Consider the following 15,249-nt stretch of genomic DNA (forward strand, 5'->3'; position numbering starts at 1 on the left):
TAAAGTCTATTTCGATTTTCTAAATTATATCTTCTCCTTCATAGTTTTCTTAAACTTTCATCCGCCTTCCCTTATTTTTGAAATATTTTCCGATCCATAAGTAGTGGGAATTACTACAAGCGGGGCTTTTGAATAAGTCGGGTTAGACTTCGGTAAATTGGCCAAGGGAACCATTTCAGAAAGAGTGGATTTTATTATTTTTCCCCATTATGATTCTCAAGGAAAGCCTTCGAGAAATTCTGGCATTTCGATAAGGAAATCCCAAGCCGGTTTTTAAGATTTCTGTCTACTCCGCTTGACGGAGACAGGTCCCGCTTTCTATTATGTCCCTTGTTATGGAAGACTTCGCCCACCTTCATCTCCACACAACCTACTCCATGCTGGATGGGGCGATCCGTATCAAAGAGCTAATGCAGCACGTTAAGGAGCTAGGAATGAGCTCCGTGGCAATGACAGACCATGGAAACATGTTCGGCGCCATAGAATTTTACAACGAAGCGGTCAAAGCCGGGGTTAAACCCATTATAGGCTGCGAATTTTACGTTTCTCCCAACAGAAAAGCAGAAACAGAAGAATTTAAGATCGCTGACGGAAACGCATACCATCTCATTCTTCTCGCTAAAAACGAAGTAGGTTATAAAAATCTAATAAAGCTTGCGAGTAAATCTTATACCGAAGGTTTTTACAAGAAGGCAAGGATCGATTATGATCTTTTGGACCGAAACAGCGAAGGTCTAATCTGTCTTACAGCTTGTCTCGCGGGAGAAGTGAACCGCAAAATTTTAGAAGGTAAGGCTCCGGAGTCCTTTCAACTCGCAGGTAAACTAAACGAAATTTTTAAGAAAGAAGACTTCTATCTTGAGATCCAAAACCACGGAATTCCGGAACAAGATATTGTTGCAAAAGGTGTTTACGATCTCGCTCAAAAAACCGGGATCAAACTAGTAGTCACGAACGATTCTCACTTCTTAAAAAAAGACGATAAGGAAGCCCAGGATATTCTTCTTCGTATCGGAATGAGAAAGACGATCGAAGACGAGATGGAGTTCGGATTCAACCAACACTTCTACGTAAAAAGCCCTGCAGAAATGAAAGGGCTCTTTCCGGAACTCCCGCAGGCATTTTATTCTACATTAGAAGTTCGTGATAAAGTAGATCTTAAATTAAAATTCGGCAATTATCTTCTACCTGAGTTTACGGTTCCGGACGGTTTCGACGAATACGGTTTTATGGAAAAACTGGTTTGGGAAGGAATTCGCCAACGTTATCCTCAGATTACTACCGAGATCAAAGAGAGGGTAGAATTCGAACTAAACACCATCAAGGACATGCACTTCGCAGGTTATTTCTTGATCGTTCAGGATTATATCAACTTCGCCAAAAAAACCGGGATCCCTGTAGGTCCGGGAAGGGGATCTGCAGCAGGTTCCATCGTGGCTTATGCACTTGGAATTACGAACGTAGAACCTTTACAATTTAATCTACTCTTCGAAAGATTTTTAAATCCTGACAGAAAGGACATGCCGGATATTGATACAGACTTCTGCGTAGAACGCCGAGAAGAAGTAATCAATTATATCCGCCAAAAATACGGAGAAGATCGAGTCGGTCAGATCATCACATTTGGATCTTTAGGTGCAAAGGCAGCTCTCAAAGACGTTGCCAGAGTGATGAATCTTCCTTACGAAGAATCCAATCGACTCACAAGTTATTGTCCTAGCAAACCTGGTATCACTATCGACGAAGCTTTGGCTATGTCGGGAGACTTGAAACAAGCCAGCGAAAAGGACGACTTAAACAAAAAGATATTCGCGATCGCAAAACGTTTAGAGGGAAACCATAGACAACCGGGACGCCATGCAGCGGGAGTAGTGATCTCTCCTTTTCCTTTGGAAGATGTGGTCCCTCTTTCCACAGTTGCGGAGAAGGACAGACCAGGCTTTCGTTCCATCGTAACTCAGTACGAAAAAAACAATTTGGAATCCGTCGGTCTGATCAAGATGGATATCCTTGGTCTCAAAAACTTAACGACCCTAAACTACGCGATCAAGCTCGTTAGAGAAAGAAGAGGGATCGAATTAGATTTAGATAAAATCCCTCTGGATAATGCGAACACCTATGCATTATTAAGAAAAGCGAATACACTCGGGATCTTCCAGTTAGAATCCACCGGTATTACTGACCTTGTTGCACGAAGCCAGGTCTCTAACTTTGACGAGATCGTAGCCTTGATCGCACTTTATCGTCCTGGTCCGATGGAATCAGGGATGTTAGAGGAATACTTGGAACGTAAGAGCGGCAAGAAGCCGGTCACCTATCCGCATTCTTCTTGCGAAGTTATCTTAAAGGAAACATTCGGACTCACCGTTTACCAAGAGCAGGTGATGAGTATCTCCAGAGTTGTGGGCGGATACACCATGGGCGAATCGGACATGCTCCGAAAGGCTATGGCCAAAAAGAAAAAAGAACTTATGGATCCGTTGCGGATCAAGTTTATCGAGGGTGCTCAAAAGCAAGGCCACGCAAAAAAATTTGCAGAAGAACTTTTCGATCAGTTGGAAAAATTCGGAGGATACGGATTCAACAAGTCCCACTCCGTGGCATACGCGTTAGTCACCTACCAAACCGCTTACATGAAGGCAAACTATCCGACCGAGTATATGGCTGCATTGCTTGCCGGAGATCATTCCAAAACTACAGATATTGTAAAATATATAAACAACGCCCGCGAAATGGGAATCAACGTTTTGACCCCGGATGTAAACGAGTCCGACGTATCCTTCTCCGTAATCGATGACCATACGATTCGATTCGGGATCTCCGCAATGAAAGGTGTAGGAGAAGGCGCGGCAGAAAATATCATCCAAGCCAGAAAGAACCTCGGAGGTTTCAAAGAAGTCACCGAGTTCATGACCAATATAGATACTCGAGTATTGAATAAAAAGATACTAGAAGCATTGGTACAAGGCGGTGCCTTAGATTCTTTCGGCTACACTCGAAAATGCCTCTTCGAGTCCATGGACAGTCTGGTTTCCTTCGCGCAAAAAGAACAGGAAAGATCGAGAGAAGGCCAGTTCTCTCTTTTCGGAGACAGTGGACTCAACTACGAATTAAAACTTCCGAAAGACGCAGATGAATGGGAAATGGAAGATAAGCTCAGAAGAGAAAAATCCATCACAGGTATCTACCTTTCCGGGCATCCTTTGGACAAATACCAAGGCCATTTAAAAAGCCTGAACTCGATCCCAATCGAAACCTTGGACAATATCAAAGCAGGTAACAAGGTAGAAGTAGTAGGAATTCTTACTTCTTTAAAGATCAAGTTTACTAAGAAAAAAGAAGAATTCGTAAACTTCAAATTAGAAGACCGCACAGGCGAAATAGAATGTGTGGCCTTTCCTAAAGTGTATCAAAGATTCAAAGAGCTCATAAAAGAAGACCAGGCAGTATTTCTAAAAGGAGATCTGGACAGGATCGAAGCTGGAGAATCCGAACTCAGAGGTCAGATCAAAGTAAACAGCTTCGAGATCTTGAACGACGCCACCATCGAAGATAAGATGGAAAAAGCGCTTCATATCAAGTTGGGAGACCGTCATCGAAAAATGCCGGATATCATCGGCCAACTGCATACCTTGCTTGCTGCTTACCAAGGAAATTCCCAAGTATATTTCCATCTAATCTCCGGAGACGAAGAGAAGAAGGTAATCCGCGCTCATAATCATTACTCCGTACAACCAAATCCTGAGTTGATGAATCGATTGGTTACCTTACTGGGAGAAGAAACTGTATACGAAAGTTTCGGAGACAGTATCAGAGTTTATGGAACGAACGGGACCAAACAAGCGGTTAAGATGTAAATTCTATCACCGGATCAGTTCTGAAGATAGGAAAAATAGAATTTAAAGTTTATCTTTTTAAAGTTACCAAACTAGCCGAAACTTTTCCAACACCGCTCGGATCCACTTTTAGATCTCCGCCAGAATGGCTTAAAAGATCTCTTGAAAAACGACTCCAATCCCCTTCGGTCAAACTTGCACCTTCCACTTGTAATTCTAAAGTTTTAACAGTAGGATTTCTAAAACTAATCTTCAGATCTTCCACATGATTCGTAACAGATTCCGAAGTTGCGGATACTATCTCTCCCAAAACTAAAAGAAGAAGGTTCGCTTCTTTCACATCCAGCTGATAATGTTTTGCGAGCGGATCCAAATTCGGAAGAGCCTTGTATTTAGAAACGATACGATTTAGATAATTTTCGATAACTTCTCCGATAGAAACACTTTGTATATGTTCCGCATCTTGAGCGATTGTATGAACTGAAGCAAGAGCCAATATTCTTCTTTCTAAGATCTGCAAAACGTTTCTAGTTTCCATGGAACGTTCCGAATCTTTCAAAAAAGAAACCATCTCCAAGATCACTTGCATATTATTTCTGACCCTATGAGAAAGTTCTTTCAAAAGAACATCCTTATCCAAGATCAATTTATCCAAATTCGCACCTATCAAAATAGCGAATAACGTAAGAACGCAAAGAGATGCGATTGAATCCGTATAAATTTCACTACCGTTAGATCCGATCGGAATTCCTGTCTTCCAGAACAAAAGACCTAAACAATAAAGCATGGCAAGTACAGCCATCTTACGATTAAAAAAGTAAAGTTGGAAAAAAACTAGAACTGGAAACCAAACCGCGGCATTCTTAACGCCGGGACCATAAACAACCCCAAGACCCAAAGCTAAAGTGAACAAAAAGGAAGAAAGATAAACAGTTTCTTTGTATCTGGACTTATATAGTAAAAAACAACAAAGGATAGAAGTGATCCCAGCAACGGTGTATCCAGGCCTGAATGTATGATTGCCGGTTAAATTCTCGAAGCCCAAGATCCCTGCGGACATCAAGCCTACGACTATCGCGATCCCTAAAAGGAATTTTTTACGAGGTAAACCTGGGATATCTACAATTTCAAACATAAGGGCACCCTATTTTCCGAAAGACCGGAATAGATGACCATATTGGACGATTAACGGATGCGACTTACGTAGAAAGTGAATGTTTTTTCGGTAAGGTTTTGGCGAAAATCCCAGGCTATAACCTTGATCACATTCTCCCCATTACGAAAATCCAAATTACCTACCAAATATTGGTCCTTGAAATAAAGATCCGAAAATGGGAAACCTTCTGCGTTTTTCCATTCTCCTTTTTCGTAATGTAGATTGGAGAAGCTTGCTTTCTTCAATAATTGCCCGTTCAAGGAAACCTGGATCTGAGAAACACCTCTTCTTTGACCCGATTTTTTCCCCGCATCTTGGATTCCGACAGTCACCGGGAAAGCTCTAGAGATATTGATATTGTCCCCGTCATTTACCTGACTGTATTTGTACTCGTCCTGATGTATGAGCAAATTTCCGATCACAGGGGGGGTCTCATCTTCTACGATAGGCAAAACCTTCATAGGATCTTGGATGGTTTTTCCGAAGTCTTTTAATAAAACGAAATGTAGGTGGGCACCGCTAGAGTGACCAGTGTTTCCGGTATATGCGATCTTTTCTCCCCCGGCAACTAGACGTTCTTCTAAAAGTCCTGGGAGGCGGCCGTCTTTCAAATGGTAATAGGAAGAATACGTCCCATTTCCGTGATCAAGCCAAACAGAGTTTCCGGTCCCGAATTCTTCCCCGAATGGGTCGTCTTCGCCAAACCGCGAATAAAGGATCTTGCCCTCTGCCATCGCCAAAACCGGTTCTCCCGTAGAAGCGATGTCCATTCCGTTATGAAAATGGTCCCCCCGGGATTCTCCGAACACAGAGGTAACCTTATTCTCGATTCCGTCGGTTTTCACCGGGAAAAGAAAATTTATTACTTTATCGTTTTGCGCAAAGGTGCTTAGATGGAACGCGGCCAAGATAATTCCGAGGGATATACTACGTCTCATATCGTTGGCTCTCAGGTGCAAGGTTACATAAAGAATGAATTTGTCAAAGGATAAAACCCTCGACCTAGTTACCCGTTGCGGGGAAGGAGACGAGGCCGCTCTCAAGTTATTCTTCGAGTCCTATTCCGAAGATATTTACAATTTTCCGATGAAGATCTTTCACCTCAGTGAAGATGATGCCGGAGACTTCTTCTTATACGCGTTCGAAAGACTGAAAACCGGAGCTAGATTTTCCAGCTTCAAAGGTAAATCAAGTTTTAGAACATGGTTCTATTCAGTTCTACGTAATATGCTCATCGATTGGCAAAGAACCAAAAGAGAGCTGAAGATGACCAACCTTGGAAAGATCAACAAGGAAGGAAAAGAATACGCCACCATCGAGGACGAACCGGATCTTCGCCCTGATTTAGTAGAAGAGGCCCAAGAGCTAACTAAACATTTCCACCAGGTCTTGGGTGAAATAGGCGTAGAGAAGAGAGTTATTTTCAAACTTTCTTATATATACTACCTCAACCTAGATGAGGAAGAGATCCAATTCCTGCTCGAAAAAACGAATCTGAGCGTAGACGATATAAAAAAGAAAATTTTAGGGCTTCGCTCCGAACTTTCCAAGCGGGAAGAAGAGAATATCCGTATGGAAGACAAGATTACGTCTCTATATTTAAATATTCTGGAGCTGAAAGAAAAGCAGACTGTAACTGTTAAGAAAGCTCCCTTACTCCCTCAAGAAGTAGATAAAACTTCCCAAGCGTTAAAGAAGAAATATGAACAACGGAAAAAACTCTTAGAAAAGCGCAAAAAAGGCCATTTCCTGGCAAGGACCCCGTACAGAGAGGTTGCTGACCTTTTAGGGATAACCGAGGGAAATGTTAGCGTTACATTACTCAGATTGATCGAAAAAATACAAAAAAAACTCAAATTTTCGGAATTGTCTGAGTAGAAAGAATCGTCTTAAAACCTATTGGAGAATCTTACTCAAATGGAATCCAACCGCGAAAACCCGGTGTCAGAAATCATCCAGTCACTATTCGAAGGGAAACCTGAAATACTGACTAAACTAGAAAAAGACACCGAATTACAAAATGAACTTATTAGAATGGAAGAAGCACTCCAGGCTACCCTAAAAGCTGCCGGTGAGTCCTACTTCGATTCAGCTTCACGTACACATTCTTTCCACTCCTTCCAGGAGGATCTGGATCTGAATAAGGCCGAACTAAACGAAGGCTGGCAGGCTAAACCTTTTCCTGAATATCTGAAAAGATATGTTGAAATGGAATTAGCCCGTAAGGCACAAGGAAAAGAATCCATCGTCGTTAAATTAGGAAAGTCCGGAGCACAACTTTTCGGAAGCCTGATCGAAACTCTTCAAATCAACACTCGTGTAGATTACGCACCTGCTATGCGTTCCGCAGTAGCAAAATCGCCTTCTTCTTCCGAGTTTATCGTATTTGAAGAAAAAATGGATAAGGACTGCAAGTTCACTTATCAAGTCGTACAAGAAACCGACGAAACCGCTTACTTAAGTGTCAAAATCGAATGTCCAAGACCGGAAGATTTCCAAAGAGTAAATCTTTCTAAGGACGGAAGATTCATTCTTTCCAACCAATTCAACTCCGAAGGGATCACTAATTTCTCCGGACTGAGAGAAGGAAAGTACACAGTAGAGTTTCAGGGAAAAGACTTGTCTAAATCCATAGATCTCTTTATCCTTTTGGATTAAGAGCGTTGTAACCAGTTTCCTTCCTGACTCTTATGTCACGGCGAGGAAACTTCTTAGGCGCAGTTATTAGATCCAATGCTGAACCTAATTATAGACAGAGTCGGTGCTGTAAACGTATTCAATATTCTAGATAGTTCTGGCAGCGGATCAGAATCGCATCTTCAGTCCACAATGGACGAAGATCTAATCATAGAGTATATTAAGGAAATCGAAAACTTAGTTCGGGTTTCCGTTGCGATCCACCAAAAATCTGCGCAGTCCCCGACTCTAGAAACCGACATTCTTCACGATCTAAAGATCTTGGGAGAAACTTTTTACGATCAGTTCTTTCCCGCAGCCATCCAAGAAAAACTCAGGCTCACTACAGAAAAATATCTTCACTTCAATATAGATCCTAAATTAGGAGTGATCCCGTGGGAACTCCTACATGACGGTACTTGTTTTCTCTCGGATAAATTCTATATAGGAAAAACGGTTCGAGGAGAATCTAGCAGCGGCGCCTTTAAGGAAAAGGAGAAGCTCCGCATGCTCATCATCGCGGATCCGACAGAGGATCTAGAATGGGCCCAGAAAGAAGGAGAGCAGATCTTCCGGGTCCTAAGTGAGAAGGTACCAAGCTCCAGATTGGAGATCGAATTCATAGGCGGACGCCAGGTTACTAAATTAAAACTTCTTTCTCTCATTAAAGGAAAGAATATCATCCATTATTCAGGACATTTGTATTTCTCCGATGATCCTTTGGAAAACGGATGGCTGATCTCGGAAGGAAAGATCCTAAAAGCAAGAGAGATCAAAAACTCCGGATTTAATACCGATATGGTATTTTCCAACTCTTGCCAATCCAACAAGAGCGCGACTAGGAATTTAAACGCAGATCTGATGAACAATTTTGCAGGTTCCTTTTTGATGTCTGGGATCAAAAGTTTTATCGGAACTAACTGGGAAATTGCAGACAATCAGAATACGATCGATTTCACGATCCAATTTTATACGAACTTATTCGCAGATAAAAGTATAGGTGAATCTTTATATCTAGCAAAAGAACATGCCAGAAGGAATTACGATCCGAGCGATCTGACCTGGACAAATTATAGCCTTCATGGACAGCCGATCATAAGAGTGGTTTCCGATCCTACAAAAGGAAAACCAGTCCATAAAATAATTAATCCTTCTTTAATATTCAAATTTTATCCGAATCCGATCGCTGCGTCTTATTACAGGTTCACAGAAAAACAAAAAGAAGAATCTCTCACTTCCTATCAATTGATGGAATATTTGATTTTTGCTTTTGAAGAATTTTCAAAGGTGATCGGAGGGGTTTTATTCAGCGACCACCAGAATCATTCTCTGGGAAAATATATACCGAATAATCCGGACGACGCATACAATACGGAAAGATGGTGGGAACTAATGTTCCAGTGCCTTCATGATTTCAGAAAATTAGAGATCACTCCTGTTGTTACGGATCTTCCTGAGATACTTTTTGCGAACAAAGATACGATCTCCAAGATGATCCAATGGATCGATCTGTATTCCAAGGGACAGATCCAACCTGAATCCGCAGATGGATATCTGATCACATTCCAGTATTATTTCGAAAACCTTCTGACAGAGCTGGAGGAGTTGGAGAGGATCAGTATCTTCTTAGTTTCTACTAACTCGAACAATCATCTATTCTTCCGCGGTATAAAACCCGAATCTTCTTTAGTCGCTGCTCCAATGATCAAACAGGATTTTATTGGAGAACAGATCGAAAAGTATAGAGGAAAGGTAATCGTTTTCCACGAAGATAGACTGCAAATCTTCCCTCTGAACTGCAATGTAGTAGAAAACTCTGATACCAAAGAACTTGAACTTGCTTTCTTAGGATTTCTTCCTTCTAAACCAGGGAATCTGCCTCACGGCGGTTTATAAGTGGGGCTTTGCCAACCTTCCGCAGACGTTCCGTTTTCTTGCGGAGCCTGCTGTGGCTTATTCAATCTAGAATTAAAACCGGACCAATTCCGGACTCTCTTAAAGGAAAGGACCGAAGGTTTTAAAGAGTCTGTGGACTTCTCCAAACCTTATACAATGGCGGAATTCAGAAAGGTAAGAGAAGAAGCGGAAAAAAATTACGTAAAGAAAGACCCGCTCACGTATAACTGTCCTTTTTTAGGAATGCTTACGGAAGAAGTAAACGGACCTTCTCAAGAGATCAAAGTCAGAAGTAGGATCGGATGTATGATCCATCCTGTTTATACAGGAGATCCACGTAGCCAGAATTATTCCTTTTATGGGGCATCCATTTGCCAAGCTTACGATTGTAGGAATAAAGAAAGAGATTTCGCAAACGAATGGGAGAATGTATTCTCCGAATTTGCAGATGATTCTTTTTCATATTCAGCTCTTTCTTCGGATTATAGAAGTATAGATCTGATCGAAGGTTATCTTACTGAAATAGGGATCCCTTCTTCGGAATGGTTTACTAGCTCAAGGGAGATCATTCTGAAAATTCTGAAGGTCAAATTCGAGCAGAATATTTCTTTATGGAATACTTCTTTCGAACTGGATATGGAAAGCCCGCCTCCAATCTCTTATAAGGAAAGATTGGCGAAATGGTTGGGCCTGGAATCGGATGATCCCAGGCTTAAATTTTGAAAATCGATTTGGATTATATGGGGAAGGTAAAAAACGAAATATAGTAAGATGCTCAGTCGTTAGAGTTTTTCTTACCGAATTCTTTTTTCGCTTCTTCTACTTTAGAATTTACTTGGCCTGCAAGTCCTTCCACAGAACGTAATGCGTCTTCGATATACTTTCTAAGATTGTTTGCAACTTCGCTTTGGTCTTGAGAACCTTTTGCGGAGAGTTCTTTAAATTCTTTTTCCACTTTTAAAAGAATACTGTCCGCTTGTTCCCTTAAGGTTTTTGCCGCGCCGATCGCGAAATTCAGTGCTTCTTTGATTTCCTTTTCCATGCTTTTGATCCTATGTATTCTATGATGATTATGCGCCGCACAACGGCTTGTCAACAACTTACCGAAACTACGAAGGCATAAAAAAGGAGTAAGGGGGAAATCCCGCTTACTCCTTCCGGAATGGATCCGACTTATTAAAGTTTAGCTCAACTGAGGTCCAAACGCTGTGAAGTCGAAGTCTTTGGAACCTTCTACATATTTTTTGAAGTTCTCAATAAACATGCCTGCAAGCTTTTTAGAAGACTCATCGTAAGCGGCCTTATCAGCCCAAGCCTCGCGAGGATCCAGGATAGCGCTATCCACACCTTCTACGGTTTTAGGATATTCTACTTGGAAGATCGGGTGTTTTATGAACTGAGCTTTGTCAATGTTCCCGTTCATGATCTCGTCGATGATTTTACGAGTAGAAGGAAGGTTCATCCTCTTACCGGTTCCGTAAGCTCCACCAACAAGTCCTGTATTCATCATGTATGCGCGAACATTATGTTTACGCATCTTCTCTCCCAACAACTTAGCATAAACAGTTGGGTGAAGCGTCATGAACGCAGCTCCGAAACAAGCGGAGAAGGTAGCGGTAGGCTCTTTAACACCTCTTTCAGTTCCTGCAACTTTCGCAGTGTAACCGGATAGGAAGTGGTACATCGCTTGTTCGATAGACAGACGAGAAACAGGAGGAAGAACTCCGAATGCATCGTAAGTCAAGAAGATGATCACTTTAGGGTGGCCACCTTTGGAAGGAACTTGGATGTTTTTGATATGGTAGATCGGGTAGGAAACTCTGGTATTTTCGGTTTTAGCAGCAGAAGTATAATCGACAACTTTCGTTTTCTCGTCGTAAACTACGTTCTCCAAAAGAGCGTCTCTTTTGATTGCTTCGAAAATTTCAGGCTCAGTCTTAGGATCTAGGTTGATCACTTTCGCGTAACAACCGCCTTCGATATTGAAAATTCCGTTATCGTCCCAACCGTGCTCATCGTCTCCGATCAGTTTGCGGTTCGGGTCAGTGGAAAGAGTAGTCTTGCCGGTTCCGGAAAGTCCGAAGAACAGAGCAGTGTCTCCGTCTTTGTTTCCGATATTCGCGGAACAGTGCATAGAAACGATTCCCTGTAATGGTAACTTATAGTTCATTACCGAGAAGATACCCTTCTTCATTTCTCCGCCGTATTCGGTCCCGCCGATGATGCAGAGTTTTTTTGCAAGGTTGAAGATCACGAATACTTCTGAGTTCAGGCCATGCTCTTTGTATTTTTCGTTCTTCACTCCGCAAGCGTTGATGATAGTGAATTCAGGAAGAAGGTTAGCTAACTCTTCCTTGCTAGGGCGAATAAACATATTGGTGCAGAAATGGTGCTGCCAAGCCTTTTCGGAAACTACACGAAGACCAATCCTGGTCTCAGGGTTTGCTCCAGCGTATCCATCGAATACGTAGAGTTTTTTTCCGCTAAGGTAGTTTACACATTTCTGATAAAGCTCTTCGAAAACTGCTTCGGAAGCTTTAAAGTTAATATGAGACCACCAGATATTCTTGTTAGAAGAAGGTTCGTCTACGAAGTATTTATCTTTTGGAGAACGTCCGGTGAAAATACCGGTGTCCACCATCATGGTGCCGTTAGAGGAAAGGACGGTTTCCCCGTTATTTTTTTCGTGTTCGAAAATTTCGTCGTATGAAAGGTTATGGAAGACTTCGGAGGGCTCTATACCGAGCTCCTTCAGTCCCTTCACTTGCGTCTGGGCCTGCATTTGGCTCTCCTTATTGAGATCGTATTTCAATTTTTTTTCGGTAGAAGATACCGTCAATTCGGAACCGGGTCGAATTTGGAGGCAATTCCTAAATCCGACCCGCATTCTGTCTCTTTAGAGACGGGTTATTGCTGTTGTTGCTGCTGATCTTGGAAATCTTTGCGGTTTCCGAAATCATCCCCTTTATTCTCGTTTCTCTCGCCTCTGTCTTGGTAATTGCTGCGGTTCTGGTTTTTGTTTTGGTAATCTTTACGGTTACCTCTTTCCTCGTTTCCTCGGTCCCCACGATCGTATCTGTTTCCACGATCTTCTCCGCGTTCTCCGCCTTTACCTCTGTTTTCTTTTTCAGGGGCGCGTTCACCTTTATCAAAACCTCCGTTTCCGTTAGCTTTGGTGAAGATCATTTTTCCGGCAGCGGTTTGGATGATAGAAGTAACCGTAACCTTCACTTCTTTTCCAACCAAATGTCCGCCGTTCTCTATCACTACCATGGTTCCGTCTTCTAGATAGCCGATACCTTGGTTTTCGTCCTTTCCTTCTTTGATGACTTGGATAGCCAATTCTTCTCCAGGAAGAACGACAGGTTTTAATGCGTTTGCCAGAGTGTTCAGATTAAGGACTTTTACTCCTTGGAGTTCTGCTACTTTGTTCAGATTGAAGTCGTTGGTTACGATCTTTCCACCGGTGTCTCTAGCTAGTTTGATTAACTTAGCATCCACTTCTCGAGTGTCAGAATAATCTTTGTAAGTGATCTTAACTTCGATAGAACCTTTTCTTTGGAGTTTGTTCAACATCTCCAAACCACGACGTCCCCTTGCTCTTTTGATCGGATCGGAAGAATCGCTGATAAGCTGGATCTCCCTTAATACGAAGTTAGGAAGAATTAGGGGCCCATCGATAAAATGTGTATCAGCAATATCTAATATTCTTCCATCGATCACGACAGAAGTATCCAGAATTTTGTCTCTGACTTCGTCTTTACCGATAGAAGCTACGCCGAATGGATCCACTAGAGAAGTAGATCCTCCACCGCCGCCTCCGAATACGGAAAGGCCAGGTTCTTTTGCGAATGACTTACCTGCTCTAGCTCCGAAAAGACCTAGGATCAGGTACAATGCAAGATTCAATTCCTCAAAACGAATAATCGTTCCGATAAACCAAGCGAGTGCGAATCCCAATAGAGCTCCGACTCCTACACAAAAAATAACGTCTCCGCGAAGTTTTGGAAATAGTTTAGTTTCACCGAACAAAAGTACGAGAGAAATTACGAGTACAAGCCCCGCACTGGAGCCTGAGAATACAAACTCTTGGGTTTGTTTTTGCGTTACAAAGAACGACAATAAGGAGAGTAGGACGGCCGTTAGACCTTTATAAAAATACGCCATAACTCAAATCCTTTAAATAAGATTCGAGTTTTATCGGAAATTATTCTTCGTCTATGTCGACTGCTGCTACGGGAACTTTATCCCCCGGAGCGAATGTACTAGCTAGAACATCTGACACGAGATTTCCCGCTTCTTCTTGGGAAACTCCTTTGCTTAGGGCGACTTCCATCTTCACTAGATTGTACGCACTTTCGTACAATTTACGCTCCATGATGGACAGTTCTTTACCGTTTGCCCTTCGGAATAAATTCCTGCACACATCCGCCACTTCGAAGATCGATCCGGACTTTATCTTGTTCAGGTTGTTTTGGTACCTGATCTTCCAGTCCTCTTCAGTATCGACCTCGTCTTTCTTGAGTAGATTGATGACTTTTTTAATATCCTTCTTGTCGATAATCGGTCGAATTCCGACCTGTTTTGCTTTATCGACCGGGATCATCACCTTCATCTTGCTACCCTGGATTTCCATTACGTAGCACTCTTTTTTCTTTCCCAGGATAACCTTTTTAGCGATTTCGGTGATTTCACCTACCCCGTGGATCGGATATACGACGTAGTCGCCTACGCCATGATCGTAGCCAGATTGTTTCTTTTTGCCAGCCAATTAGTATTAAGACTTCCGTTAAAACTCTGCTCAAAAATATAGCAAATTTTGAGGCAAAGTCAAGGAAAAAATGAGTAAACGCTCAGAACTCAACTTTGTACGATGATTCGGATCAAAATTGAAGTTTGTGAATGGAAGTTTTGTGAAAAATCGGATCGTTTAGAGGACGAATCGATTCGAGAGCTTTGGTAGCTTCTTCTTTTCCGTAAAAATATCCTAGGAATAATTCTCCGTCTTTGGATCTGAAAAATCTTCCTTGGAACTCAGGTCTTGCTCTTAGCAATTTTTTTCCAATTTCCATCGCTTCTACAGAATCTTCAGTCGGGATAGATAGGAAATAATTTTCCTTATCCGATCTAGCCGGATATTTGAGTCCGGAATTCCGATTGGAATTGGAGGAAGAAGAAGTTTCGGCGGAACGTTCCGTTTGGTTGGAAGTTACAGTTTCGGAAGAAGAATTTTCTCTCTCTTCTACCGATTGTTCTGTTCTTACGTTTTTCCCCGCATTATAAAAAGACTGGGTTTCGTTTTGAGCAAATGCTTGCTCTTTCTGATCCAATCTAAGACCAACCACTACCCCGCCCGTAAAAAGAGAAATAGCTCCCACCAAAACCAGAAAGATGGATCTGGAGCTTGGAAAAGAACGGATCGGAGAATTTCCTCCTCTCACATGCTGAATGGTTTGCACGGTTGGAAAAGACTCTCCCTGACGTGGAGCCGGACCTCTGGTTCCGGATTGTCTCAGTCTTCTGGAATAATCTATATTTTGCATAATGCGTCCGGGAAAACTTGTCTCTTTTCAAATATCGGCAGGATTCGCCGTTTCTTCGCAGTTTTTTTGAGACTGGCTTTGTGATGGAAAATAAAAAAGCCGGAGTAGAAACCCCGGCTTTTTTGCAGCGATCTTTCAATCG

At 42.1% G+C, this 15,249-nt stretch carries 12 protein-coding genes; 5 read left to right on the plus strand and 7 right to left on the minus strand.

Annotated elements, in window-relative coordinates:
- Positions 1–335 precede the first annotated feature (335 nt).
- The gene (gene dnaE / locus LPTSP_RS12715; RefSeq protein WP_174704479.1) at positions 336–3,857 is read left to right on the plus strand and encodes a DNA polymerase III subunit alpha; all 3,522 of its coding nucleotides are present in this window, start codon (positions 336–338) and stop codon (positions 3,855–3,857) included.
- 49 nt (positions 3,858–3,906) lie between these two features.
- On the opposite strand, the gene LPTSP_RS12720 is transcribed toward dnaE, so the two are convergent.
- Complete coding sequence (locus tag LPTSP_RS12720; RefSeq protein ID WP_108929095.1) at positions 3,907–4,971, minus strand: histidine kinase dimerization/phosphoacceptor domain -containing protein; 1,065 nt, start codon at positions 4,969–4,971, stop codon at positions 3,907–3,909.
- Between the two features lie 50 nt (positions 4,972–5,021).
- Positions 5,022–5,930 (minus strand): M23 family metallopeptidase, encoded by a 909-nt coding sequence (locus LPTSP_RS12725; RefSeq protein ID WP_167396435.1) that lies wholly within the window; start codon positions 5,928–5,930, stop codon positions 5,022–5,024.
- A gap of 34 nt (positions 5,931–5,964) precedes the next feature.
- Here LPTSP_RS12725 and LPTSP_RS12730 point away from each other — a divergent pair, with 34 nt between their 5' ends.
- From LPTSP_RS12730 to LPTSP_RS12745, 4 genes are all read left to right on the plus strand, one after another.
- On the plus strand, positions 5,965–6,870 hold the full coding sequence (locus LPTSP_RS12730) for an RNA polymerase sigma factor (RefSeq protein ID WP_108929097.1): 906 nt from the start codon (positions 5,965–5,967) through the stop codon (positions 6,868–6,870).
- 39 nt (positions 6,871–6,909) lie between these two features.
- Positions 6,910–7,650 carry a hypothetical protein gene (locus tag LPTSP_RS12735; RefSeq protein ID WP_108929098.1) on the plus strand — a complete coding sequence of 247 codons (741 nt, stop codon included), beginning with the start codon at positions 6,910–6,912 and terminating at the stop codon, positions 7,648–7,650.
- 75 nt (positions 7,651–7,725) lie between these two features.
- A complete protein-coding gene (locus tag LPTSP_RS12740; protein WP_108929099.1) occupies positions 7,726–9,564 on the plus strand; it encodes a CHAT domain-containing protein in 1,839 nt (612 codons plus the stop codon).
- Entirely contained in the window at positions 9,565–10,287 is a 723-nt protein-coding gene (locus LPTSP_RS12745) for a hypothetical protein (protein WP_108929100.1), read from the plus strand.
- Between the two features lie 52 nt (positions 10,288–10,339).
- Here the strand turns inward: LPTSP_RS12745 and LPTSP_RS12750 are convergent, their stop codons facing one another.
- From LPTSP_RS12750 to LPTSP_RS12770, 5 genes are all read right to left on the minus strand, one after another.
- A complete protein-coding gene (locus tag LPTSP_RS12750; protein ID WP_008595105.1) occupies positions 10,340–10,606 on the minus strand; it encodes a phasin-related domain-containing protein in 267 nt (88 codons plus the stop codon).
- A 141-nt stretch (positions 10,607–10,747) separates the two neighbouring features.
- Complete coding sequence (gene pckA, locus LPTSP_RS12755; protein WP_108929905.1) at positions 10,748–12,346, minus strand: phosphoenolpyruvate carboxykinase (ATP); 1,599 nt, start codon at positions 12,344–12,346, stop codon at positions 10,748–10,750.
- Between the two features lie 125 nt (positions 12,347–12,471).
- Positions 12,472–13,731 carry a PIN/TRAM domain-containing protein gene (locus LPTSP_RS12760; protein ID WP_108929101.1) on the minus strand — a complete coding sequence of 420 codons (1,260 nt, stop codon included), beginning with the start codon at positions 13,729–13,731 and terminating at the stop codon, positions 12,472–12,474.
- A 40-nt stretch (positions 13,732–13,771) separates the two neighbouring features.
- The gene (locus LPTSP_RS12765) at positions 13,772–14,335 is read right to left on the minus strand and encodes a CarD family transcriptional regulator (protein WP_108929102.1); all 564 of its coding nucleotides are present in this window, start codon (positions 14,333–14,335) and stop codon (positions 13,772–13,774) included.
- Between the two features lie 112 nt (positions 14,336–14,447).
- A complete protein-coding gene (locus LPTSP_RS12770; RefSeq protein WP_108929103.1) occupies positions 14,448–15,107 on the minus strand; it encodes a hypothetical protein in 660 nt (219 codons plus the stop codon).
- Positions 15,108–15,249: the final 142 nt, after the last annotated feature.

It is taken from the genome of Leptospira johnsonii (assembly GCF_003112675.1).
GTDB lineage: Bacteria > Spirochaetota > Leptospiria > Leptospirales > Leptospiraceae > Leptospira_B > Leptospira_B johnsonii.

Coding starts and splice junctions, on each gene's coding strand:
- LPTSP_RS12720 (WP_108929095.1), bottom strand. CDS start 4,971: ATGTTTGAAATTGTAGATATCCCAGGTTTACCTCGTAAAAAATTCCTT.
- LPTSP_RS12740 (WP_108929099.1), top strand. CDS start 7,726: ATGCTGAACCTAATTATAGACAGAGTCGGTGCTGTAAACGTATTCAAT.
- LPTSP_RS12760 (WP_108929101.1), bottom strand. CDS start 13,731: ATGGCGTATTTTTATAAAGGTCTAACGGCCGTCCTACTCTCCTTATTG.
- LPTSP_RS12770 (WP_108929103.1), bottom strand. CDS start 15,107: ATGCAAAATATAGATTATTCCAGAAGACTGAGACAATCCGGAACCAGA.
- pckA (WP_108929905.1), bottom strand. CDS start 12,346: ATGCAGGCCCAGACGCAAGTGAAGGGACTGAAGGAGCTCGGTATAGAG.
- LPTSP_RS12735 (WP_108929098.1), top strand. CDS start 6,910: ATGGAATCCAACCGCGAAAACCCGGTGTCAGAAATCATCCAGTCACTA.
- LPTSP_RS12730 (WP_108929097.1), top strand. CDS start 5,965: ATGAATTTGTCAAAGGATAAAACCCTCGACCTAGTTACCCGTTGCGGG.
- LPTSP_RS12750 (WP_008595105.1), bottom strand. CDS start 10,606: ATGGAAAAGGAAATCAAAGAAGCACTGAATTTCGCGATCGGCGCGGCA.
- LPTSP_RS12725 (WP_167396435.1), bottom strand. CDS start 5,930: ATGAGACGTAGTATATCCCTCGGAATTATCTTGGCCGCGTTCCATCTA.
- dnaE (WP_174704479.1), top strand. CDS start 336: ATGGAAGACTTCGCCCACCTTCATCTCCACACAACCTACTCCATGCTG.